Source organism: Desulfocicer vacuolatum DSM 3385, from assembly GCF_900176365.1.
GTDB lineage: Bacteria > Desulfobacterota > Desulfobacteria > Desulfobacterales > Desulfobacteraceae > Desulfocicer > Desulfocicer vacuolatum.
The window spans coordinates 65,477-86,984 of sequence record NZ_FWXY01000003.1 but is presented as its reverse complement, the minus strand read 5'-3'; the positions used below and the strand labels follow the sequence as shown (position 1 = coordinate 86,984).

The window sequence follows — 21,508 nt, the reverse complement described above, 5'->3', positions numbered from 1 at the left end:
TTTCGGGCTTCATTTCAAAGCCAGCATTTTTAAATGTACCGATGGGGTCAGTGTGCCGACGGGGTCAGGCTTTTGGTTATTGATGTTATCAACCAAGGCCTTTGCCAACGAAAAAAGCCTCGATAATGTCAATAACGAAAGCCTGACTCCACCAAGAAATGCGAACACCGAAAGTTGAGTTCTAAATATATAAAGGGATGTAATGGTTTTGTCAAACATAAGGTGAGACGATTTGAAATAGGGGGAAAGTGCTACTGATTGAGTGGAAATTTGTGGCAGCTTACCTGTTTTGAATAATTAAAAATTTTTAATTTTTGAGGAAAATGTTTTTTCTTCCCATCACAGCCAAACCGATCAATCCGATTCCAAGAAGGCACATGCTTGCTGGTTCTGGAACGGGGTTTGCTACAATCAATTGGTCCTGGGCGCCTCCCAGATTGAGAACCTGAACCCGACCATTGTTACGCCAACCGTTGTTTACGGCTGTTTCTGCCAGTGTAAACCATGTATCCATCTGATCTTCTACTGCGGTTCCGGTTCCCCAACTGAAATAATTACTATCTTGATCCATATCTTCCCAGATGAGATTTTGAAAGGCCATTTGACTGGTACTGGAGCCATCGTACCCGGTTAGGGTATTGCTATTAAATTTCCAGTATAACCAGGCTACTTCATTGGTAAGTGAGGCGCCGGATGTGGTTGTATCTGAGATGTCGGATATGGTGTAAGGGGTGTTGGCGTATATGCGTTGGCTGGTCTCCACACAAAAGGATGACCATGAAAAGTCCGTTTTTTTTCCATCATCATCCAGCAGTGTCCACGTAAACTCTCCCCCATTTCCAACGTGATCACCCTCCCATATGATGTTGTCATTAATATTGACCCCATAGTCATAACCGCTGGCAGTGGAAACAAAACAAACTGTAAATACGATTAATAATGCATTGAATAAAAGTTTCATATGTATCCCTCGGCGTGTTTTAGTAATATTTTATTCTGTTAATTGGTTTTGAGTCTGTAAATTATCAATAAGGGACTTGGACATAACATGGGGCATTTTGTGATAAAATTTTAGTGGTAACAATTAGTGATTGTAATTACAGTAGCTTTGCTATTGATAAAATTTTATCTAACGTATAGTGGCCCAGCTTATGATCAACTCCCCAATAAGATTCAGGTGCATCTCTAAAAGAGAACATAAAATTAAGGAAATAAAAAAACTTATACTTTTAAACTAAATCAATTAAAAGGATTTGTCCATCACCCAAAAGTATTAATTCTTGTTTGTTCATATTTTAATCTCAACTTTCGGTGTTCGCATTTCGGGGTGGGGTCAGGCTTTCGTTATTGACATTATCGAGGCTTTTGTCGTTGGCAAAGGCCTTGGCCGATAACATCAATAACAAAAGCCTGACCCCGTCGGCCACTGAGCCCATCGGTACATTTAAAAATGCCGGCTTTGAAATGAAGCCCGAAAGTTGAGTTTTAATCTTCATCATGGATGAAGGTTCTCATTACTTGCACCAGATTGTTCAGTGTCGTTTCTTGACAGGCAAATACACGGATAGTTTGGAAAAATTATATTGATGTGCCATGTTGAATGTAAGGCGTTCGATAGTGAAAACAGCAAATCCCATGCACTGGTTTTGTTTAAGAGGTAAGAGGTTGTATTCGGTTTGCTCCATCTTTGGTCATTGGAATGATTTGAGGCCTCAATTGGGGGAAAGGCTTTCCAGGGACAGGGTAAGGCTATTCTGTGAGTCTAACAGGCATATAGGCATGGAAACTTTTTTATGTTTTATTTTAATTCGGTGGTATTTCTTGTGGTGTCTATGTCATAATATTTGGAAATAAGAATTAAAATCGGTTGATCTGGCTAATTGCTAATTCAGCTAATCGAGAGATGTAATATCAATCAAATTGAAGTGTGTGTAATGAATTTCCCATTATGGGAATGGTAGCACATCTTTTACATATAAATTAAGTAGTTTTTTTCATAGTATTCCTGAAGAATGAAGAGAGTGAGATTGAATGGGCATTGCTTTTGGTAAAAAAATTTAATAGATTATTCATAGAAAAGCGAGCACATTATTCAAACACTGTGATGATTTGGAAAGTTTTAGGCGGGGAGACGTTATTCTATGCCGACATACCGGTGTAAAATCGCCACCAGCGATGGTTATGTGGTTGAGCGGGTGATTGCTGCAGATACCATTGACTCCATCAAGGCACAATTGGTAAAAGATGGGACCCATTTGGTGAGTGCCCGTAAAAGCGCAGGTACTTCCTCTTTTTTTTCCTTTAAATCTCAAATTTATATAAAATCCAAAGCATTTTACGCATTTAATCAGGAGCTTTCTGTACTTCTAAAGGCTGGCTTACCTGTGGTTACGGCCTTTGACAATATTCTTTTAAAAAAAAAACAGCACCATGGCTTTTACAAGCTTCTTGGAGATATCCGGAACGATATTGCCTCTGGGGAGTCTGTTTCCGGTGCCGTTGGAAAATATTCTCATATTTTTTCTCCACTCTATGTTGCATCCCTTAAGGCTGGAGAGTCGGGGGGGGATCTTCCAGGAGCCATATTCAATTACCTTGCATACATTCGAAAAACCGATGCTCTTAAGCAAAAAGTAAAAGCCGCCTCCATTTATCCGTTGATTTTATCTGTGTGCTCTATTTTCGTGGTGGCATTTTTGATTTTTTTTGTGGTGCCTGCTGTGACAGGCTCATTTGTGGAGACAGGGAGAGACCTTCCTTTTTTTACGACGCTTTTGCTTAATATCACTGATTTTGTGAAAAGAAGATATGGTTTAATGGGCATGGGAGTCGTGTTAATTTTTTGTTTAGGATACTTTTTTTTGAGATGGGAAAGAAGTGCCCTGATTTTTGATCGTTTTCTTCTCCGTGTACCATTTGTTGGGGAGATTATTACATGTTATTTTATGGCTCGATTTTCTGCCACCCTCTCCACCATGCTCTCAAGTGGAAATCCTCTCAACCTTGCTGTTCGCATTGCCTCGGGTTTGGTGGGTAATCGTTATATGCACGGTTGTATTATGAGAGCTCTCCATGGTCTGGAGCAGGGGGTTGGTTTTGCAGATTCCCTTGAGAGTACAGGGGTTTTCCCCAATATGGCTATCAGCATGATTGCCGCAGGCGAAGAAGGGGGGAGTTTGGAATCTGTTCTCATGGATGTAGCCAAATTTTATGATACCGATATTGAAAATAAACTAACCATGATTACCTCTTCACTTGAGCCGTTACTTATGGTAATTATGGGAGTTATCATTGGTTTTATCGTCCTTGCAATGTATATGCCCATTTTCCAAATGGCTGGAACCATAGGATAAAAGATGTCTGAGTTTCCCATTGTGAAAAAGAGAAAAAAGATTGGAGAAATTGCGGTTGAACTGGGTTTTCTCACCGAAAATCAGGTGGATGTTGTGTTGTCTCGCAAGGGAATTACCGGTCGTATGGTGGGACAGCTTTTTGTGGATCAAGGTATGCTCGATGATGAGCAATTGGCCCGGATTATTGCTGTACAGCACTGTTGCAGGTATCTTCCCTTTTCCCAGGTGAAGGATCCCGAGATGTTGAAACTTCTTGACATCGAATTCATGGTTAGTAAAAACGTTGTGCCATTTCGAAAGAAAAACAGGCGTCTTGATGTTGCCGTCGCCGATCCCATGGATTTTTTTAATGTTGTTGATGAGATGGAGATGATCCTTGACTATTACATATCCTTTGTTATCGTAAGTGGAGAAAAGCTACAGACATTTTTACAGAGACTTGAGACCTCTCGGGATGTGCTGGACATTTCAGAAGAGATGCGTCTTCCCGTTGTCAGGGAGTCAGACGACGGAGAATATGAACTGTCTACAGAGCGGGTGGGAACAGTGGAGAGTCCCATTGTAAAATTGGTGGATTCCACTATTCTTGATGCCATCAACAAACAAGCCAGTGATATTCATATTGAAGGCACTGCCCGGGGGGTGCTGATTCGATATCGCATTGATGGTATGCTTCATCAAGTAACAGAGCCCCTTGATATTAAAAATCAAAATCCGGTGATTTCTCGCTTGAAGGTGATGTCCGAACTGGATATCTCTGAAAAACGGGTTCCCCAGGACGGTCGCTTTAAGCTTAAAGTCAAAGGACGATTTATTGATTTTAGGATATCGGTGTTACCCACTATTTTTGGCGAAGATGCTGTTATTAGAATTTTGGATCAGGAACGGATGGCGCCTTCTGCTGGTAATTTGGGTTTGGATGGCATGAATCTGCCCACAACAGAGCTTTTAAGGTTACGTCGTCAAGTGAAAGCTCCCTATGGTATGTTTCTGATGACGGGTCCCACGGGCAGCGGTAAAACCACCACACTTTATCGGGCGTTGTCCGAGGTCAATTCAGATGATACCAAAATTATCACCATTGAAGATCCTGTTGAGTACCAGCTTCCAGGAATTGCTCAGATTCCGGTAAATCAAAAAAAAGGCCTCACCTTTTCTAAAGGTCTTCGTTCCATCCTTCGCCATGACCCGGATAAGGTACTGGTGGGTGAAATCAGGGATGCTGAAACTGCGCAAATCGCACTTCAGTCAGCCCTGACGGGACACCAGGTTTTTACCACAGTTCATGCAAACAGCTCCTTTGAGGCGATCAATCGATTTGTTCATATGGGTATAGAGCCTTACAATCTGGTATCTGCATTGAACTGTATCGTGGCACAGCGATTAATCCGATGTCTGTGTACCTGTAAGAAACCACAAGTTATTTCTCAGGAAGAGCTGATAGATTCTGGCCTGAATCCTGAACTTCACAGTCATAAAAAATACTATAAAGCTGTTGGTTGTGATCTCTGTAATGGTACAGGTTATAATGGCAGAAAAGCCATTATTGAACATGTTGAGCTGGATGGTGATTTAAGAGAGATGATCATAAAAAAGGTATCCACTTCAATTCTTACTCGATACGCTTTGAAAAAGGGTGTTATCTTTTTACGTGCGGCAGCATTAAATGAGGTATGGCAGGGGGAAACCACCTTGGCGGAAGCCAATCGGGTGACTTTCATTGACCAGGAGATATCGCTATGAATCTTTTCAAAAAGATCAAAAGCGCTGCTGGTTTGGAGGTCTTTGACAAAGGTTTGAGAGGGGGGCTTTTTTTACAAAAAGATAATCTATGTAGCTTGGAGAGAGGCGCAAGCTTATCTTTGTCCGAGGAAATTTTAAAAACCTCGTTTAAAACAGAAAATATTTTAGATCCAGATGGGTTCAAAGATGCGGTGAAAAAAATATTGGGCACGTGCCATTTTAAGGGGGGGCGGCTGGGAGTATCTCTTCCCCATGCTACGGTGAAATTGAGACTGCACTCTTTTCAGGAATTGCCTGGGGATATTCGAGAAAGTAATGAGCTTGTGAAATGGACAGCTACACGGAATCTGGCAGTTTCTCCCCATGACATAAAAATTTCCTGGAGCCCCATGGGCAAGGATGGGCAAGGGCGTCACGTGCTGCTGGTTGCCATGATATCAAAGTCGGTGCTGACTCAGTATCGGAAAGAGATTCAAAGTATTGGTGCCATTCCTGTGGGGTTTGGCCCCACTGCATTGAATCGATTCAATTTTTATGCTTCTGCTTTGCCCATGGATGGCAGTTTTCTATATTTGGAGGTATCAAAATGGGTTGTCACCCTGGCGGGCTTTAAACAGGGAAGCCCCCTTTTTTTTAAAACATTCAGAAAAGGTTTTTTGTATGGAGGAATAGACAGGCAAACTCATGATGTCTCACTGATGCTGGATCATTGTCTTATGAATTGTGCAGAGATCCAGTTTTCCCGTATTTTTTTAGTTTTCCAGGGGGGTAAAATTGTTAATATTCAGACACTGCTTCGGGAAAAGAGCTTTTCCCATTTGACAATTTTGAATCCGCTGGATTTTATAAATCCGGGAACTGACTTCGCCGATAATAAAAAAGTGGGGCTTTTTACCGCAAGCGCTGCCACGGCACTGGCTCAAATTTAACCGTGGCCATGGGAGAAATGAGAATCCATGAAACCAGTTGAACTTAATTTTCAAACACGCCAGCCCCTTGTGGATAGATTTTTTTGGGGGACAATGATTTTTCTGGTTTTGTTGGCCGGGACACTGACATTGATGAACACCACTGTTTTTTTTTCCAATGAAGCATATCTTGATATCCTAAAAAAGCAGATTGAACAAAAAAAAATGACATCTGAAAAAAAAACAGATTTTCCTCCTTTAAAACAATACACGCCCCGGCAGATTGAATCGTTAAAATCTGAATTTCAGTATCTTAAAAATCTTTTGAAAAAAGATATGTTTCCTCTGTCACAATTTTTGGATGCCATTGAAATGGCAATTCCGAAAAGCATCATCATAAATGAGTTAGCGTTGAACAAAGGTGATTCCTCATTGCTTCTAAAAGGGGAATCACCTGATGCCGCCAGTGTGGCCGCTTTTCTTAATGGACTTAAAGCTTCCAGAAAGTTCTCCATTGATTTTAATAAAGGCTCGGTTGTCGGTGGAAGTGGATTTTCTTTTGAAATCATAGCACATTGGAAATGGGATGACGTCTAACAAAAAGAACATCATATTAATAAGTATGCTGCTGATTTTTTGCAATGGTTTGTTTTGGATGACAGTGAGCAGAAGACAGGATAGACAAATCAACGACCTGGAATGTGCCTTGGGTTCACAACGCATTGTTTCCCAGGCATTGCCCCCCCGCTCAGTGTTGAATTTTGAAAAATGGGACGCCATTAAGACTGATATGATAAGGGTTTTGAATGAAAGAGTCCCCCACGTTTTTTTGTTGCCGGAATTTGCAGATCGCATTGCTTCAAGTCTTCATAAACATGGATTGTCCATGACCGGAAAAATGATATTTCAAACTGGAGCGATGCCTGAAATACTTGGTTTGAATCGGTATAGAACCGTTATTAATGTGTCTGGAAAATATCCGCAGTTCAAGCGATTCATTGCCGAACTGCAAAATTTTCCGGAAATTCTTTTAATTGAAGATCTTACTTTTAGCCGATCTGACGACAAAAATGCTGGGATTAAGCTTTCCTTGACTATTGATCTTTTCTTTAAGGGAAATCTGGATGGATGATCGAAAACAAACTATACTACTTTGTGTTGCTTTACTGATACTTGTTTTAACCTTAGGGTATCGCTTCATGCATCCTTACACTCAGCCAAGGGTGAAAGAATTAACCTATGCTGGTAAAAAAATAATTTCAACTGATTCCTTTTATACCCTTGAAAAAAAAACGAGCGAACAAGAGGATGTTTCAAAACACAGTGATACTGTTTTTGATGATTTCTTTAATCAACCTTTCTATTCCGGTGATGTTGTTAATGATTTTTTCACCGGTGATGTTGAAAAAATAAAACCTCGCTCTGAAAAAACTCCTGAACGCTTAGATCCTGTCAAGGAAAAATTGTCTTCGGTGCCATCTTCTTTTGATCGTCTTAAAAAAACAATGGACTATCTTCTTTCATTTACATTTTGGGGGGGATTTCAAAGTGGAGAGGAAAAGGCGATTTTTTTATCAAGAAATAATCTGGTGCTGGTTGCCCGGATTGGTGATCGCATTAATGGAAAATATCTTGTAGAGGCCATTGAGGATAACTCCATTACAATTAAAGCACTTGACATAAATGAGACCCTACATATTGATATGAGGTTATTTAATAATGAACAGGAGTAAAATTTTAAAAAATGCACTTTTGGCGGTGATGGTGCTGTGGCATGTTGTACTGAATCAAGGATGTGTTGCCACAGATTTTTCTGGGGGAAAAAAACTCGGTTCCCCTGAATCCATGGATCCCGATTCCATGGTGGCATGGTACACTGAAGCCTTGGAAAAAAAACCGGATGACCCAGAATTGCTTTTTCAGCTCAAGCAATCAAGACAGAAGGCATCCATGACTCATTTACACACGGCGGAGGTGTTAATAAAGAAAAAATTTTTGCGTGAAGCCATTACCGAGTTGCAGATGGCCATCGCTTTCTATCCAGCCAATACCCGTGCGGTGGAGCTGATTTCCAGGGTAAAAAAGATGAGGGCTTCTGAGTATCACACAGACAAAGCAGAGGCTTGGGTTAAACAAGGTGAGTTTTCCAAAGCATTGGAGGCATTTAGCAGAGCTGTTGAATTGGAGCCTGACAATCAACAGGCTAAAAATGCACTTTTGCAATATAAAAAGAAAGAACGCTCCCCATCTCTATATCATTTGGATCTCAGAATAGATACACCTGTTTCCCTTAAATTTAAAAAAACCCCCTTGATGAATGTTTTTGAAATCCTGTCCAAAATTTCCGGAATTAATTTTATTTTTGATAAAGATGTAAGGGAAAATTCAGTTACACTTTTTATGACCGATGTGAAAATTGATAAGTTTATTCAAGTGCTCCTCCAAACCAGTGATCTCAAGGCCAGATCCGTTAATGGTAACACTTTGTTGATCTATCCTGATACCCTGGCCAAGGCTAAGGACTATGATGATTTATTTGTGAAAACTTTTTATTTGTCCCATCTTACATCCAAGGATGCCGTTGCCATCATTTCAAAGATTTTTAAAATCAAAGACATTGTGGCCAATGAAGCTTTGAATGCCATAACCGTGAGGGGGAAAAAAGCAGAAATTGATATGGCCTGGAAGATTATTCAGTCCAATGATTTGCCTCCTTCTGAGGTGGTTCTCAACGTTGAAATTATAGAGGTGAGTCGATCCAAGGAAAAAAATCTGGGCTTGTCTTTTTCTAACAGTATTACATTGGGGGTGAGTGAAACAAGTGATGGTATAAAATATTATGAAGAATCCAATTTTGGTTTTGCCGGGCTGGGTTCTGTTGAAGATATTGGAAACATTACCAGCAAAGAACTCTATCTGTCATTGCCCACCGCTACCTTGAATTTGTTGAAACAGGATGCAGACACTCGTATTCTTGCCAAGCCACAGATCCGTGTACAAAATCACGGTAAGGCCGCCATACTCATTGGAGAACGAATTCCCCTGAGATCTAATCGCAGGATTCAAACCGACGGTTCCACTACCTATGATTATCAGTACCAAGATGTGGGGCTCAAATTTAATGCAGAACCGATTATTACCATGAACAATGGAGTGAACTTGAAGCTGATTCTTGAGATCAGCTCACTTGGCAATAATGTTGGAGAGGTGGATGATCCTCAGTACGCCATTCGTACCAAATCTGCCAGTACGGTTTTGACCATCAATGATGGAGATACGGTTATTCTGGGTGGGTTGATTCAAGATGAAGATCGGGAAACGGTGAAAAAAATTCCTCTGTTGGGTGATATTCCGGCCATGGGTAGATTGTTTTCCAATCGTTCTAATGAGAATGTGGAAACCGATATTTTAATGACTATTACCCCTGTGGTGATTCGAAGTCAGGAGATGCCTGGAAAAGAGGTGACAAGTTTTTGGTCTGGAAGCGAAAAAAAGTCTTCTAATGTTCCCCCGTTTGGACAGAAAGATGGGGAGGGAATTGTTTCTGATGATTCTTTGAGCAGTGATATTTTCAAGGATATGCAAAATGGTGTGTTTTTGTCCCACAACCTGTCTTTTACCATCCAAGTTAATGCCTTTGAAACAAAGGCAGAAGCACAATCCCGTGCTTTGGCATTGGAAAAAAAGAATTACAGAACTTTTGTGAGAAAGGTGGATGTGGCGGGGAAAGGAACCTACTATCGGGTGTTTGTAGGAGAGTTTCCCAATTTTATGGACGCAGATCAGGCAGCCTTTGAGATGCGATCTGATGAAAATTTTGCAGGTGATATTTTTGCAGTGGACAGGGCCTATGTGTACGGGGAATAAATTTTTGGACAAACCCATGATTTATAAGGATTATGCTGATAATCGTGGTGCATATGGAGTTTTTTTTTGTAATGCATGGGGAGTTACGCTTATTGAATTGATGGCCACGCTTGCCATTATTTCTATTCTTTCCACGGGGATCATTCCTTTATCCCAGGTGGTGTATAAAAGAACCAGAGAGCTGGAATTGAGAAATGATTTGAGACTCATCCGTACCGCAATTGATGAATATAAACAATTGGTTGATGAGCAAATCATTCCCGTTGATAAAGGAAAATCAGGATATCCTGAAACTTTGGAGGTACTTGTGGAAGGGGTGGATTTGAACCAGGCTGTCAAAGTGAAAAAGAAGTTTTTACGGCGCATACCCCCAGATCCCATGACGGAGTCTGGGCAGTGGGGACTTCGATCCTATGCCGATGCACCGGACTCCAGGATCTGGGGAGGGCAGGATGTATATGATGTCTACTCATTGAGTGATAAAACGGCCTTGGATGGTTCCCTGTATCGAGATTGGTGAAATTAGAGATTGTGGGAGAAAAATGAGATGAATAAAAAGGGCTTTACACTGATTGAATTGCTCACCGTTGTGGCAATCATAGGTATTCTTGCCACCATTGCCACACCTGGTTTCCAGAAATCTGTTATAAGAGCCCGGGAAGTATCCCTGAGGCGGAGCCTTTTTGTCATGCGAGACGTTATTGATCAATATTATAGTGATCACGGCAGGTACCCGGATGCCTTGGAAGATCTGGTGGCAGAACGATATATTATGGATATTCCAAAAGATCCTTTCACCGGCAGTCGAGAGCTTTGGGTGCTTATTCCCCCCACAGGGGAAGAGGTAACCGGTATTTGGAATATTCACAGTGGAAGTGATCGAATCAGCCTTAAAGGGGATCCATACAATGAATGGTAAACTGTTGCCAGAGAAATGGTTTGGATATGTTTCTCACAGGGGTTTTACTTATCCAGCGGCTTTACTTTTGGTTGTGCTTACTTCCATAACCCTCATGGGAGTTCAAAAATACTGGAGCACCACCATGCAGCGGGAAAGGGAAAAAACTCTTTTGTTCAATGGGCTACAGATCCAAAAAGCCATTGCATCCTACTACAGACATACTCCTGGTGAGAAAAAATCCTTTCCCCGCAGTTTAAACGTGCTTATGAATGACACCAGATCCGGGGAAATTCGGCGGCATCTCAGACGTCTTTATGTTGATCCCATGACGCAGGATGGGCAATGGGGGCAGGTACTGGATGGAAAAGGGGGAATAAAAGGAGTTTTCAGCAAAAGCAATGGAAAGCCACTTAAGCAGGATCTTTTTCCCGCGGTTTTTTCCCATTTCAGGGATCAGAAGAAATACAGTGCTTGGAAGTTTGTCTTTGAACCGAAAAAGGGGGAATAGGATGCAGATATATAATTTTCAAAAAGTTACAGTGCTTTTGATACTACTGACAGCAGGAATGGTATGGAGTATTGTTGGTGAGCTGACCGCAGAGGCATCGGATATCACAGATATGTTCAATGAAAAATATATATCCTTGGTACCAGCTCCCAACAGTTCTGTGGGCTCAGACTATCTCTTTGAACAGATGGCATTGGGCAGTGAGTATACCATACGCATTTTGGATCTTATTTACGATCAGAATAAAATATTAATGGAAAAATATGATCAAATTTTGGGAAAGTATGATCGCATGGAAGCTCAGAACAATGAAATCATTTTCCTTTTAAAAAAAATAGTTGAAAAATGACCATTTAAATATTTTTACCACAAATTTGCGGTGATTGCCATGAATCCATAGAAGTTTTTATTTTTCAATTTTTTTTATCAAATTTTTTGTCTGGGCCGCCATTTTGAAGTTTTCGTCTATACTCAAGGATTTTCTAAAGACTTTCAATGCGGATTGATCATCTCCTTTACTGAGATAAGCTTCTCCTAAGTGAAATAAAACTGTGGGATTGTCTGGAAATATTCTTAAACTGTCCCGAAATTCACCAATTGCGCTGTCTATCAGGCCTTTTTTAAAATAAACCAGGCCCAGTGTATCCATGACAGCGGGATCTTCTGGAAGAATTTCTCTGGCTATTCGTGCCCATTGAAGGGCTTGGTCTAAGCTATCTGTTCTTAACGCCAACAGATAGGCAAGATTGTTGGCCGCCGGGGCATATAAAGGATCTATTTCAAGGGCTCTTCGATAATTTTTTTCTGCAAGTTCAAACTGTTTATCTGCATCGTACAGAACTCCCAGAAGCATGTGGGGCACAATTAGATTGGGATTTTTATCAACAAGAACGGTGTACTGATGAATGGCTTTGTCAATGTTGTTGGTATTCATATAAATGTTGGCTAAGGAAAAATAAGGTTTGAAGTAATCAGGATCATTTTCCAGGGCCATCTCGTAGGCTTTTATAGCCATTTTTTCATCATTGCTGGCAATAAAGATGTCAGCTTCAAGATTGTAAAGCGTGGCAAGAGTCCGGGGGGAGTTTCTGGCGTTTTTAAATTCTTTTTGGATCAAATTGTGTGCATGATCGTATCTGTTTTGCGCAATGGCATTGCGCACAAGAAGACTCAAGCTGTCCATGCGCGTGGCATCCATGGTCAAGGCTTTGGAGAGATAGGATTCTGCCTTTTTATATTTTTTTTCATAGGAATAAAAGAGCCCAAGAAGGTGATAACCTTTTGGTTTTTTCGGTGATATTTCTATGAGCTTCATAAAGCCTTGAAGTGCTTTGGCCCTATACCCAGCTTCCATGTCGCAATTGGCAAGGATTTCCGTGGCCAGGTAATCATCGGGTATTGTTTTCAGAATTGCCAGTGCCTGTTGACGGGCAAGCTCAAAGGATTTCTCTTTATAATAAAGCTTGGCCAGAAGTTTCATACTTCTGGGATCATGGGGATTGGAGTTCTGCGATTTGGACAATGCTGCGATGGCCTCTTTGTGTTTTTTCTGTTCCATGAAACAAAGAGCCCTTAGGAATTGAATTTTGGTATTTTCGGGTTTTTCTTTTCCCAGACGATTCAACAGGTCAAGGGCATCCTCGAAGGATTTCTCATGGATTTTTAGTTCGGATTTAAGTAGCAAGGTAGCAAAAAAATTTGGTCTTAATTCAAGAATGCTGGAGATAAGCTCTTCAGCTTCCGGGATTCTTCCATTTTTGAAGAAAAATTTTGCCAAGGTATTTTTTAAAGAAAGATTGTCTGGTTGAATGTCTATTGCCCGGGTGTATAATTTCAAAGCACGTTCATTTTTGTCCGTGATATCATAAAAATGTGCCGCTGCAATAAGGGGTTTTAATGTTTGAGGTGAAAGTTGTATTGCCTTCAGATATGCTTTTTCGGCCGATGATTCCTTTTGCATGCGTAAATAAACATTTCCGAGCAAAAGTTGGATGTCTGGATTTTCAGGATTGAGTTCAATTGCTTTGATCAGTTGACTTTCTGCTTTTTTAAAGGCCTGTCGGCTCACATAAAAACGAATCAGGTTTATCCGGGAAGACAGAATTTTTTCATTCATGGATAAGGCCTTTAATAAAAGAGTTTCTGCTTCATTGTATTGTTTTTGTTGGAACTTCATAGAGGCCAGCTTTTGGTACACTCTTATGTCATTGGGTGCCAGCTCAAGTATTCGGTGAAAGATGGATTCTGCCTGGGATAATTCTGTTTTTTTAATCAATATTTGGGCCTTGAGAAATAAAGCCTTTACATTATCAGGCATTTGGAGAATGATTTTATCAATTTTTTTTTCAGCGGCCTCTATTTCCTTTGATAAAAATAGCAGACTGCTTGTTTTCAAAAGAATGTCTATATTCTCTGGATCCAGAGCTTCAGCCTTGACATAAGCATTGAACGCCTCTGTTACCTTACCAAGGTGTATCATGGTTTCACCCAGGTAATACCATGCTGTGTGATTTTTTGGGTGCAATTGTGTGACGTTTAAGAATTCTATACGTGCTTTTTGATATTGTTTTTGGGAAAAAAATTTTATTCCGTTTTTGAGGTGGGATTCAATTTTTGCCTGGTCACTCTGGCATCCTATCACGATGAATACGCACATGATAATGGGAAGAAGGGTCTTTGCCTTGAAGTCCATATATTCCTCCACTTGGGGTGAATAATACGTTGAAAATAATTTTTTAATCCATTTACATTATCAATACCCTGGATGTTTGTAAACGTTGTTATACGCTTTTTGTTGTGTTTTAAAATTAAGCGTAATTTTTTAAGATAAATAAAATTTTTCCAAAGGAAATTATTTTTTATATAACCGTTACGGGCGGACCGTATTTTGAGCCGGTTCCGCCCACAACAAAGCTTGAAATACGCCTCTGATCTGTGGAGTATTTCATGTAAAATCACTACGGGTGGATTTTTATTTCTATTAATAACATACTCAACTTTCGGTGTTCGCATTTCGTGGTGGGGTCAGGCTTTCGTTATTGACATTATCGAGGCTTTTTTCGTTGGCAAAGGCCTTGGTCGATAACATCAATAACAAAAGCCTGACCCCGTCGGCACACTGACCCCATCGGTACATTTAAAAATGCTGGCTTTGAAATGAAGCCCGAAAGTTGAGTAATATATTAAGGGCTTGTTGAAAAATTAACTACCTATATATTGTATCTGTTGCCCATTGGGGGATTCCGTCAGAGATTTTTGCATAGTTTGTTTTTTAACGGCCCCTGATCTATATTTCTGGTGTAGATGGGTGCGGCAAACAAAAAAAGACCGAAAAATTATGGAAAGACGAAGTTTGGACAATTTTGAAATGATTCAAATTTTGATTTACAATGGTGAAATATTCGTATGATAGAACCTCTTGTGGGTGTCAGTAAACAAATTGTTCAAATCCGTCATTACATAAAATGTGTGGCAGATACCGGTTTGAACATATTGATTACAGGGGAAACTGGCGTGGGAAAGGAGGTTGTGGCACGAAAACTTCATCAATTCTCTCCCCGGAGAAGCAACCCTTTTGTGCAGGTGAATTGTGCTGCCTTGCCGGAAAATCTTTTGGAAAGTGAATTGTTTGGATATATTAAGGGGGCTTTTACCGGTGCCCAGGTGAATCGAAGAGGAAAATTTCAAATAGCGCATAAAGGTGTTTTATTTTTGGACGAGATTGGTGATATGCCTTTGTCCCTTCAGTCCAAAATTCTTCATGTACTTCAGGGGGGGCGTTTTTTCCCTTTGGGAGCAGAAAAGGATGTCACTTCAAATGCCTGGGTGATTGCTGCCACTAACTTTGATCTTGAAGTTCAGATCGCCTTAAAAAAATTCCGTGAGGACCTTTTTTATCGGCTTAATATTATTAAAATTCATGTGCCAGCTTTAAGGCATCGAGCAGAAGACATTCCTCTTTTAATCACTCATTTTATGAATCGTTATATTAAACGGTTTCCAAATAGAAACGTTCTTCCCCCAAATGCTGAAGTTATGTCTTTTTTATGCGATTTCCACTGGCCGGGGAATATTCGTCAATTGCAGAATACTATTAAGAAACAGTGCGTGATTAATGACTGGTCACAGGTTATTACAGAGTTAATCGACAGTAAAATTCCGGAAAAGGCGCTGCTCGATAAAAATACTTTAAAAAATTCAAAAAAAATCAATGCACCTGTGATCTCTGATTCTATTCAATCTATCCCTTTTTCTCCAATTTTATTGGAAATTTTAGATGGGGCTGACATCAATAATGAAAAAATTTCTTTGAAACAAATTCGTAAAAAAGTTGTTCAGCAAGTGGAAAAAGAGATTATTGCTTATGTGCTTGATCAGACCGGATGGAATCGAGTGAAAGCCTCAAAAATATTGAAGATTAGTTATAAGACATTGCTGACAAAAATAAATGAATTAAATCTTGTCCCACCATCTAAACAGTAGTCTAAGAGGGAAATGAGAGGGCTTTATTATGTTCGTGGTGGGGTCAGGCTTTCGTTATTGACATTATCGAAGCTTTTTTCGTTGGCAAAGGCCTTGGTCGATAACATCAATAACAAAAGCCTGACCCCGTCGGCACACTGACCCCATCGGTACATTTAAAAATGCTGGCTTTGAAATGAAGCCCGAAAGTTGAGTTATACAAGAAACAAGGTCGTTGTATTTTGTCATAAGCGGTTGATAACGATGTACTTGTTGAGTATTATCATTTGGAGTAAAGTTAATTTGCCGAATTCAATACTTCTTTCTCTCATGGAAGGATTTTCATTTGTTTCACAGGAATGAACTGGGCGATCATTGATACTTTTAAAGGGGAGTTTGCTGACATAGGCATTTGAGCTGCTTAAAAAAAGGTGATTTTCAACTTGGGCTTGGGGGGGATGTTCTGGGGCAAGGTAATTAAATAAAAGTCCTCCTCTGCTGATATTTTTTATTTGGCCTATTTTGAATGAATTGGGGCTAATGGCTGCATAGGCGCCTTGTTTTAAAGCAATCCTTTTATATTTACGACGATCTTTGCCAAAGAATGTGAATTTAGATGTTTGCATGTTTATTTTCCCACTCATACCTGCCATCAAGGTTAAAAAATGATGTGTTTGACTTTCAGCGGCCTTTACCAAAAAGTACCTCGCGGATGGTCATCAAGAGAATATGAAGATCCAGATGCCAAGATAGGTGTTTGACATAGTAAAGATCATAATTAAGTTTTTCTTTGCTATCTTCAAAATTTTCTCCATAGGGATAATTTACTTGAGCCCATCCGGTTAACCCAGGGCGGACAGCATGGCGTAAATGATAATATGGAAGTTTTTTTTCAAGCTCTTTTACAAATACTCCCCTTTCTGGTCTGGGACCCACAAGGTCCATATCTCCCTTGAAAATATTAATAAATTGAGGAATTTCATCCAAGCGAATTTTGCGTATGAAATGTCCTATTCGGGTGATCCGCGTATCATGTTTTAAAGCAAAAATTGGGCCAGATTCTTTTTCTGCCGTAACCGTCATGGATCGAAATTTAATAAGTTTAAATTTTTTGCCGTTTCTACCCACCCTTTCCTGAAAATAAAACACTGGGCCGGAAGATTCTATTTTTATCATTACGGCAGTGATAAATAAAATCGGAGACAGAAAAATAAGCAGGGAAAATGAAATGATCAGTCCCTGTATTCTTTTAAACGCAAGATGCAGGGAGGTTCGATAAAATCCATTTTCAAAAATAAACCAGCTGGGTTTGAAAAAGTCATCAATGAGGAGCTTTCTTTGGGCTGTTTCATAGAACTGAGTTCCCTCAAGAATACGGATATTTTTGAATTTACATTGGAGCAGTTCGTGCACTGGAAGTTTTCCCCGTCGATTTCTAAGTGTGACCACAATTGTGTCAATGGTATGTTTGGAGAGGATGGATTCCAGTTTGTCCATGGTATCCAGAACTGGAATATCCTGAATGCTTTGCCCAACCTGGGAGGTGATGCTGGTTGCAAACCCCATGACTTCAAAACCCACTATTTTTTTATTTAGACATTCTTTGATAATTTCAGATGCTTGAGATGTGATGCCCAGGATAAGAATTTTTTCACGGTTGTAGGGGAGGCAATAAAAGACAATACATCGAAATACAAAAATTGTTGTAAATGTGAAGGTCAAGCAAAGAATCAGATGAGCGTTACTTAAAAAAAATGTGTTTGAAAATAAAAAGAAGGTTTCCATAAAGAAAAGCGTTAAAAAAAAGCCAGGGATGGTTTTCTTTATCAGGTCAGATAAATAGATAAATTCAGTGGCCATGTAAAGGTTGCAAGTCAGAAGGACAATTATGGTTATGAACATGAATGTTAATATGACAAGGTTGCCTTCCATGCTTCCTGGATGGAGTGTGGAACTCTGGTATGATGATAAAAAGGGGGAAATGATACCAAAAGTAACGTAGACGATTGTAAGGTCCACCAACATAATACTTAGAGTTCCAAGGGGAGTGCGTGTTGAAAAAATAATGGATCATTCCTCCATGTGTTCAAACAGTTTAATTTTATTCCCCCCCATGATTTTGGCAGAAATAAGTGCAGTTTGGGCTTTTTCAATGAGAGTTTCCGGGGTGTCTGCATCCACGGGGAAAGCAGAGATTCCTCCGCTTAGAGTAATGGTATCCTTTATTTTTAAACGCATTTCAAGAGAAATTTTTTCAACAGCGCTGAGAATTCTTTTGGCAATCATCAAGGTTGATGTTTTCGATGCCTGTAACAGAATAATTCCGAATTTTTCTCCCCCTATTCTGCCCACAATATCATTGGAACGGACACAGATTACAATCTTGTCTGCTATGCATCGAAGCATTTGGTCCCCAGCATAATATCCATGAATTTGATTGATACGGTTGAACCTGTCAACATCCAGAAGCAGCAAAGCCATGTTACCTGTTTTTTCTCGGTGAATGCGGCTGAATTCTTCGTTAAGCCGTTTCCACCATAATCCGTAATTGTATGTTCCGGTCAAACTATCGGTATATGTGAAATCTCGAAAACTTTGGTTGGCATTGGAGGTGTAAATTGTTTCTGCGGCCCTGGTACAGATGTCTTTTAATAATAATTTTTGTTTTTTTTCAATGATCGGTTTTTCGTTATTGAAAAGAATAAGTTGTCCCATGGCTGCTTTTTTTTCCAGCGGGGAGAGCATTGGGAAAACCACAATAAATTTTTCTTTGAAAAACGTTGATGTTTTTAATGACAGTTCTGCTTTATTAAAAATTTCCATGAAATTTGCTGAATCCGAGACTTTGGCTTGGATCGATGGTACCACTTCTTCATAAAGGTTGTTGTAATTGAGAGCTTCAAACCCATATCCCAGTACCAGCTCAAAATAGTTTGACTCTTTGTTTTTAAGGAAAAAAACGCCTTTTTTTTGAAGACCACTCACATCTGTAATGATTTGAAAAATATAGTCAAAAACAATTCTAAGTTCCCGTAGTGTGTTGTATTCCCTGAAAATATTCATCATATAAAGCTGGGATGGCGGCGTATGATGGGACGGTTTTATTTCGGCCTGGATAAGATGTTCATAGAACTTGCTCACAATACCTTTAATCATTTTGTGTTTTTCCGCCAGTTCTGTTTGGGGGATATCCATGGCATTGACATTGATTGTTCCAATGGCGCCGTGACCCAATCGAATGGGGATAATAAAAGAATGATCACTCTTTTTTTTGATCAGGTCTTTGTCATCAATAAATGTTCTACGGTTATTGTTGACTCCATCAATGTAAAGGGGGATGTCATTTATTGCCACTTTGCCGGATACGCCTGTTCCAAGACGGACCCTGGCGGCTTCTATAATTTCTTTTTTTAGACCTTTTGCCGTTTTAATGGTTAGTTCTGGAGTGTTTCCATCGGTGAGCATGATGGACCCGCTTTTACTTTTCATTACATCCAGTATGACATTGAGTAGGAGATCCAGAATATGTTGGAAACTCTGATCGGGCAATGTGGGTTCCTTTTTTTCTGCATTGATAGTTTTGTGATTTCAAAAGACTTTCTTTTTTATAAAAGTCTAAGAATCTATTTTAGATAGGGATGTATTCCTTTGATCCAAGATGGGGTGGCATATAAATTTTTTTTAAATTCTATGTTAAAAAATTTAAAATTGCAAGTATTTCCATGTGTTCTACCATGGCTTTAGATTTGTCCCTTGATAGGAGAGTTCACGGTTTTTAGAATTTTTATTTTTGTGTTTTATGTCATTTTTGGAATTTATATTGTTTGTTTTGGGTTTCATTTGTCCGATAAAAATGCCAGCTTTGAAATGAAGCCCGAAAGTTGCTGTCTGGAGTTTGGAGATATCAAATTTCTTTGCTTGACACTTTTCAGTCTTTTAAAATACTGCTTGTTAAATTTCTGGGGTTTGGTTATGTACAAACAAGGGCAGTTTTACTAAAAATGAAGCGTTATTGAATGGGTGTTGGTTATGTACCTTTCACATTATGGGTTGAAGCGTAGTCCTTTCCAAATTACATCGGATCCCAGGTTTTTGTGGCTGGGAGAAACACATAAAGAAGCTTTGGCGACTTTTAAATATGGTATTTACGAAAATAAGAGTTTTTTGCTTTTAACAGGGGATGTGGGGTGTGGAAAGACTACTCTAATTAATTCTTTTGTTAATCGACTCAATGATACCGTGATGTTTGGAGTGTTGAGTGATCCTGGGCTTTGTCTTTTGGACTTATTTAATCATATAGCTTTTCTTTTTGGCCTGGATCATACATTTAAATCCAAAGGAGAGTTTCTCATTCAGTTTACCCGGTTTTTGAATGAGGCATATGTGGCAAAAAAACGGGTATTACTTATTATTGATGAAGCACAGAGGCTGAGCATGGATGTTCTGGAGGAAATTTGCATGCTCTCCAATATTGAAAGGCAGAATGCGAAATTAATAAATATTTTTTTTGTGGGTCAGGATGAATTTAGACTGATTGTGGCACAGCATCCCAATCGTTCCTTAAAACAAAAACTTACCTTTAGTTGTCGCATAAGTGCGCTTGATGAAAATGATTTGGAACAATATATTCAACATCGCTTGAAAATTGCCGGAACCACTGCTTCTTTGTTTGACGCTGAGGCATTTTCAATGATATATCGTTATTCTGGTGGTAATCCCAGATTGATAAATATACTTTGTGATCTTGCTCTTTTAACAGGTTTTGTCCAGGATAAAAGGATAATTGATGAGCATATTGTTTTGGAATGCGTAAAAGAGTTGCAATTATCCCCGTTTTCCACAAAAGAGGACACAACTTCCGATGAACCACTGGAACAATCTTGTGAAGCGTTGAAACAAACCGAGAAAGATGAAAGTGTCTTTTCTTCTGATGATGAACCTTTGCCTTCCCAAGAAACGGTGGATGACACTTTGCTACAAGAAGGTTCAATTATCGTAGAGGGTGCAAAAAAGTCTTGGTTTAAAGGACTTTTGATTTTTGTCGGAATATTTTTATTGCTGATGTGTGTTTTGTCTTTTTTCTACTTTCCAGGTAAAATATCAAAATTTACATTATTTTCAGGCAATGGAAATGATATGCTTCACTTTTTAACAAAAATAGATAACAAGGAAAATGAGCATGCATTGGAAAATATTGAGAATAAGATAGAAAAAGATTCCAGTGAGATAACGCCGGAAATATTTTCAATACCTTCTAATACATCCCCGTCCGAGGAAGAAACCTCAAGCCCCTCTGTTTTAGAAAAGGGATCGATTTCTCAGAAAGATAACTCATCCACATTATTTGATACACCTTTTGTTGATATTGCCCCAGTAGATACATCTCAAAATGAAATTCAAGAAATAGTAAATTTTCCCCAGAAAAAAGTAATTCATTTTAAATACAATTCCAATGATTTGTCTGATGCCCAACGTAATGAAATTTCACAATTCGTGGATATATTGTGTCATGACCAATCTCAAAAAATAAAAATCACAGGTCATTCAGATTCCATTGGAAGTCCATCATACAATCTTCAACTGTCAAAATTCAGGGCCAATATGGTTAAAATATATATGATCGGTAAAGGGGTTAAACCTGAACAGATTATTGTAGAAGCCAAAGGGGCAAATGAAAATTTTGTAAAAGATGATACGCCTGAAGGACGTTGGAAAAATAGACGCGTTGAAATGTTTTTTTTGGATGGTTTAAATTAACTCTCCAAGA

19 protein-coding genes are annotated in these 21,508 nt (G+C 39.4%); 13 read left to right on the top strand and 6 right to left on the bottom strand.

What is annotated here, in order from left to right; all coding sequences use genetic code 11:
- Positions 1-307: 307 nt before the first annotated feature.
- Both B9A32_RS03745 and B9A32_RS21035 read right to left on the bottom strand, forming a co-directional pair.
- Positions 308-961, bottom strand: a complete 654-nt coding sequence (locus B9A32_RS03745; RefSeq protein WP_084067048.1) for a PEP-CTERM sorting domain-containing protein — start codon at positions 959-961, stop codon at positions 308-310.
- A 340-nt stretch (positions 962-1,301) separates the two neighbouring features.
- On the bottom strand, positions 1,302-1,499 hold the full coding sequence (locus B9A32_RS21035; RefSeq protein WP_139795698.1) for a hypothetical protein: 198 nt from the start codon (positions 1,497-1,499) through the stop codon (positions 1,302-1,304).
- A 642-nt stretch (positions 1,500-2,141) separates the two neighbouring features.
- Here B9A32_RS21035 and B9A32_RS03740 point away from each other — a divergent pair.
- The 11 genes from B9A32_RS03740 (at position 2,142) to B9A32_RS03690 (ending at position 11,629) form a co-directional block, all read left to right on the top strand.
- Entirely contained in the window at positions 2,142-3,353 is a 1,212-nt protein-coding gene (locus B9A32_RS03740) for a type II secretion system F family protein (protein WP_084067047.1), read from the top strand.
- Positions 3,354-3,356: 3 nt separating this feature from the next.
- On the top strand, positions 3,357-5,096 hold the full coding sequence (locus B9A32_RS03735; RefSeq protein ID WP_084067046.1) for a GspE/PulE family protein: 1,740 nt from the start codon (positions 3,357-3,359) through the stop codon (positions 5,094-5,096).
- A complete protein-coding gene (locus B9A32_RS03730) occupies positions 5,093-6,025 on the top strand; it encodes a type IV pilus biogenesis protein PilM (RefSeq protein ID WP_084067045.1) in 933 nt (310 codons plus the stop codon). Before B9A32_RS03735 ends, B9A32_RS03730 begins: the two co-directional genes overlap by 4 nt.
- Before the next feature lie 27 nt (positions 6,026-6,052).
- Complete coding sequence (locus B9A32_RS03725) at positions 6,053-6,601, top strand: PilN domain-containing protein (protein WP_084067044.1); 549 nt, start codon at positions 6,053-6,055, stop codon at positions 6,599-6,601.
- A gap of 64 nt (positions 6,602-6,665) precedes the next feature.
- Entirely contained in the window at positions 6,666-7,136 is a 471-nt protein-coding gene (locus B9A32_RS03720) for a hypothetical protein (protein ID WP_139795697.1), read from the top strand.
- Positions 7,129-7,737, top strand: a complete 609-nt coding sequence (locus tag B9A32_RS03715) for a hypothetical protein (RefSeq protein ID WP_139795696.1) — start codon at positions 7,129-7,131, stop codon at positions 7,735-7,737. The genes B9A32_RS03720 and B9A32_RS03715 overlap by 8 nt, the downstream gene beginning before the upstream one ends.
- Entirely contained in the window at positions 7,724-9,871 is a 2,148-nt protein-coding gene (locus B9A32_RS03710) for an SPOR domain-containing protein (protein ID WP_084067041.1), read from the top strand. The genes B9A32_RS03715 and B9A32_RS03710 overlap by 14 nt, the downstream gene beginning before the upstream one ends.
- A 16-nt stretch (positions 9,872-9,887) precedes the next feature.
- A complete protein-coding gene (locus B9A32_RS03705) occupies positions 9,888-10,391 on the top strand; it encodes a type II secretion system protein (protein ID WP_084067224.1) in 504 nt (167 codons plus the stop codon).
- Between the two features lie 27 nt (positions 10,392-10,418).
- The gene (locus B9A32_RS22270) at positions 10,419-10,790 is read left to right on the top strand and encodes a type IV pilin protein (RefSeq protein ID WP_084067040.1); all 372 of its coding nucleotides are present in this window, start codon (positions 10,419-10,421) and stop codon (positions 10,788-10,790) included.
- On the top strand, positions 10,780-11,280 hold the full coding sequence (locus B9A32_RS03695; protein WP_084067039.1) for a type II secretion system protein: 501 nt from the start codon (positions 10,780-10,782) through the stop codon (positions 11,278-11,280). The genes B9A32_RS22270 and B9A32_RS03695 overlap by 11 nt, the downstream gene beginning before the upstream one ends.
- Position 11,281: 1 nt before the next feature.
- Positions 11,282-11,629 carry a hypothetical protein gene (locus B9A32_RS03690; protein ID WP_084067038.1) on the top strand — a complete coding sequence of 116 codons (348 nt, stop codon included), beginning with the start codon at positions 11,282-11,284 and terminating at the stop codon, positions 11,627-11,629.
- Between the two features lie 57 nt (positions 11,630-11,686).
- Here the strand turns inward: B9A32_RS03690 and B9A32_RS03685 are convergent, their stop codons facing one another.
- Positions 11,687-13,972 carry a tetratricopeptide repeat protein gene (locus B9A32_RS03685; protein WP_084067037.1) on the bottom strand — a complete coding sequence of 762 codons (2,286 nt, stop codon included), beginning with the start codon at positions 13,970-13,972 and terminating at the stop codon, positions 11,687-11,689.
- Positions 13,973-14,685: 713 nt separating this feature from the next.
- Between B9A32_RS03685 and B9A32_RS03680 the strand changes: the two genes are divergently transcribed.
- Positions 14,686-15,762 (top strand): sigma-54 interaction domain-containing protein, encoded by a 1,077-nt coding sequence (locus tag B9A32_RS03680; RefSeq protein ID WP_084067036.1) that lies wholly within the window; start codon positions 14,686-14,688, stop codon positions 15,760-15,762.
- Between the two features lie 224 nt (positions 15,763-15,986).
- Here B9A32_RS03680 and B9A32_RS03675 read toward each other — a convergent pair whose 3' ends face one another.
- Genes B9A32_RS03675 through B9A32_RS03665 form a run of 3 tightly spaced genes read right to left on the bottom strand, consistent with a single transcriptional unit; the run spans position 15,987 to position 19,290 of the window.
- A complete protein-coding gene (locus B9A32_RS03675) occupies positions 15,987-16,439 on the bottom strand; it encodes a PilZ domain-containing protein (RefSeq protein WP_084067035.1) in 453 nt (150 codons plus the stop codon).
- Entirely contained in the window at positions 16,423-17,766 is a 1,344-nt protein-coding gene (locus tag B9A32_RS03670) for a TIGR03013 family XrtA/PEP-CTERM system glycosyltransferase (protein ID WP_084067034.1), read from the bottom strand. The genes B9A32_RS03675 and B9A32_RS03670 overlap by 17 nt, the downstream gene beginning before the upstream one ends.
- Positions 17,767-17,811: 45 nt before the next feature.
- A complete protein-coding gene (locus B9A32_RS03665) occupies positions 17,812-19,290 on the bottom strand; it encodes a sensor domain-containing diguanylate cyclase (RefSeq protein ID WP_084067033.1) in 1,479 nt (492 codons plus the stop codon).
- A gap of 480 nt (positions 19,291-19,770) precedes the next feature.
- Here B9A32_RS03665 and B9A32_RS03655 point away from each other — a divergent pair, with 480 nt between their 5' ends.
- Entirely contained in the window at positions 19,771-21,498 is a 1,728-nt protein-coding gene (locus B9A32_RS03655; protein ID WP_084067031.1) for an AAA family ATPase, read from the top strand.
- Positions 21,499-21,508: the final 10 nt, after the last annotated feature.

Bases quoted from the DNA above. Each gene is read 5' to 3' on its own strand.
- B9A32_RS03745 (WP_084067048.1), bottom strand. From the start codon at position 961: ATGAAACTTTTATTCAATGCATTATTAATCGTATTTACAGTTTGTTTT.
- B9A32_RS21035 (WP_139795698.1), bottom strand. From the start codon at position 1,499: ATGATGAAGATTAAAACTCAACTTTCGGGCTTCATTTCAAAGCCGGCA.
- B9A32_RS03740 (WP_084067047.1), top strand. From the start codon at position 2,142: ATGCCGACATACCGGTGTAAAATCGCCACCAGCGATGGTTATGTGGTT.
- B9A32_RS03735 (WP_084067046.1), top strand. From the start codon at position 3,357: ATGTCTGAGTTTCCCATTGTGAAAAAGAGAAAAAAGATTGGAGAAATT.
- B9A32_RS03730 (WP_084067045.1), top strand. From the start codon at position 5,093: ATGAATCTTTTCAAAAAGATCAAAAGCGCTGCTGGTTTGGAGGTCTTT.
- B9A32_RS03725 (WP_084067044.1), top strand. From the start codon at position 6,053: ATGAAACCAGTTGAACTTAATTTTCAAACACGCCAGCCCCTTGTGGAT.
- B9A32_RS03715 (WP_139795696.1), top strand. From the start codon at position 7,129: ATGGATGATCGAAAACAAACTATACTACTTTGTGTTGCTTTACTGATA.
- B9A32_RS03710 (WP_084067041.1), top strand. From the start codon at position 7,724: ATGAACAGGAGTAAAATTTTAAAAAATGCACTTTTGGCGGTGATGGTG.
- B9A32_RS03705 (WP_084067224.1), top strand. From the start codon at position 9,888: ATGATTTATAAGGATTATGCTGATAATCGTGGTGCATATGGAGTTTTT.
- B9A32_RS22270 (WP_084067040.1), top strand. From the start codon at position 10,419: ATGAATAAAAAGGGCTTTACACTGATTGAATTGCTCACCGTTGTGGCA.
- B9A32_RS03695 (WP_084067039.1), top strand. From the start codon at position 10,780: ATGAATGGTAAACTGTTGCCAGAGAAATGGTTTGGATATGTTTCTCAC.
- B9A32_RS03690 (WP_084067038.1), top strand. From the start codon at position 11,282: ATGCAGATATATAATTTTCAAAAAGTTACAGTGCTTTTGATACTACTG.
- B9A32_RS03685 (WP_084067037.1), bottom strand. From the start codon at position 13,972: ATGGACTTCAAGGCAAAGACCCTTCTTCCCATTATCATGTGCGTATTC.
- B9A32_RS03680 (WP_084067036.1), top strand. From the start codon at position 14,686: ATGATAGAACCTCTTGTGGGTGTCAGTAAACAAATTGTTCAAATCCGT.
- B9A32_RS03670 (WP_084067034.1), bottom strand. From the start codon at position 17,766: ATGTTGGTGGACCTTACAATCGTCTACGTTACTTTTGGTATCATTTCC.
- B9A32_RS03655 (WP_084067031.1), top strand. From the start codon at position 19,771: ATGTACCTTTCACATTATGGGTTGAAGCGTAGTCCTTTCCAAATTACA.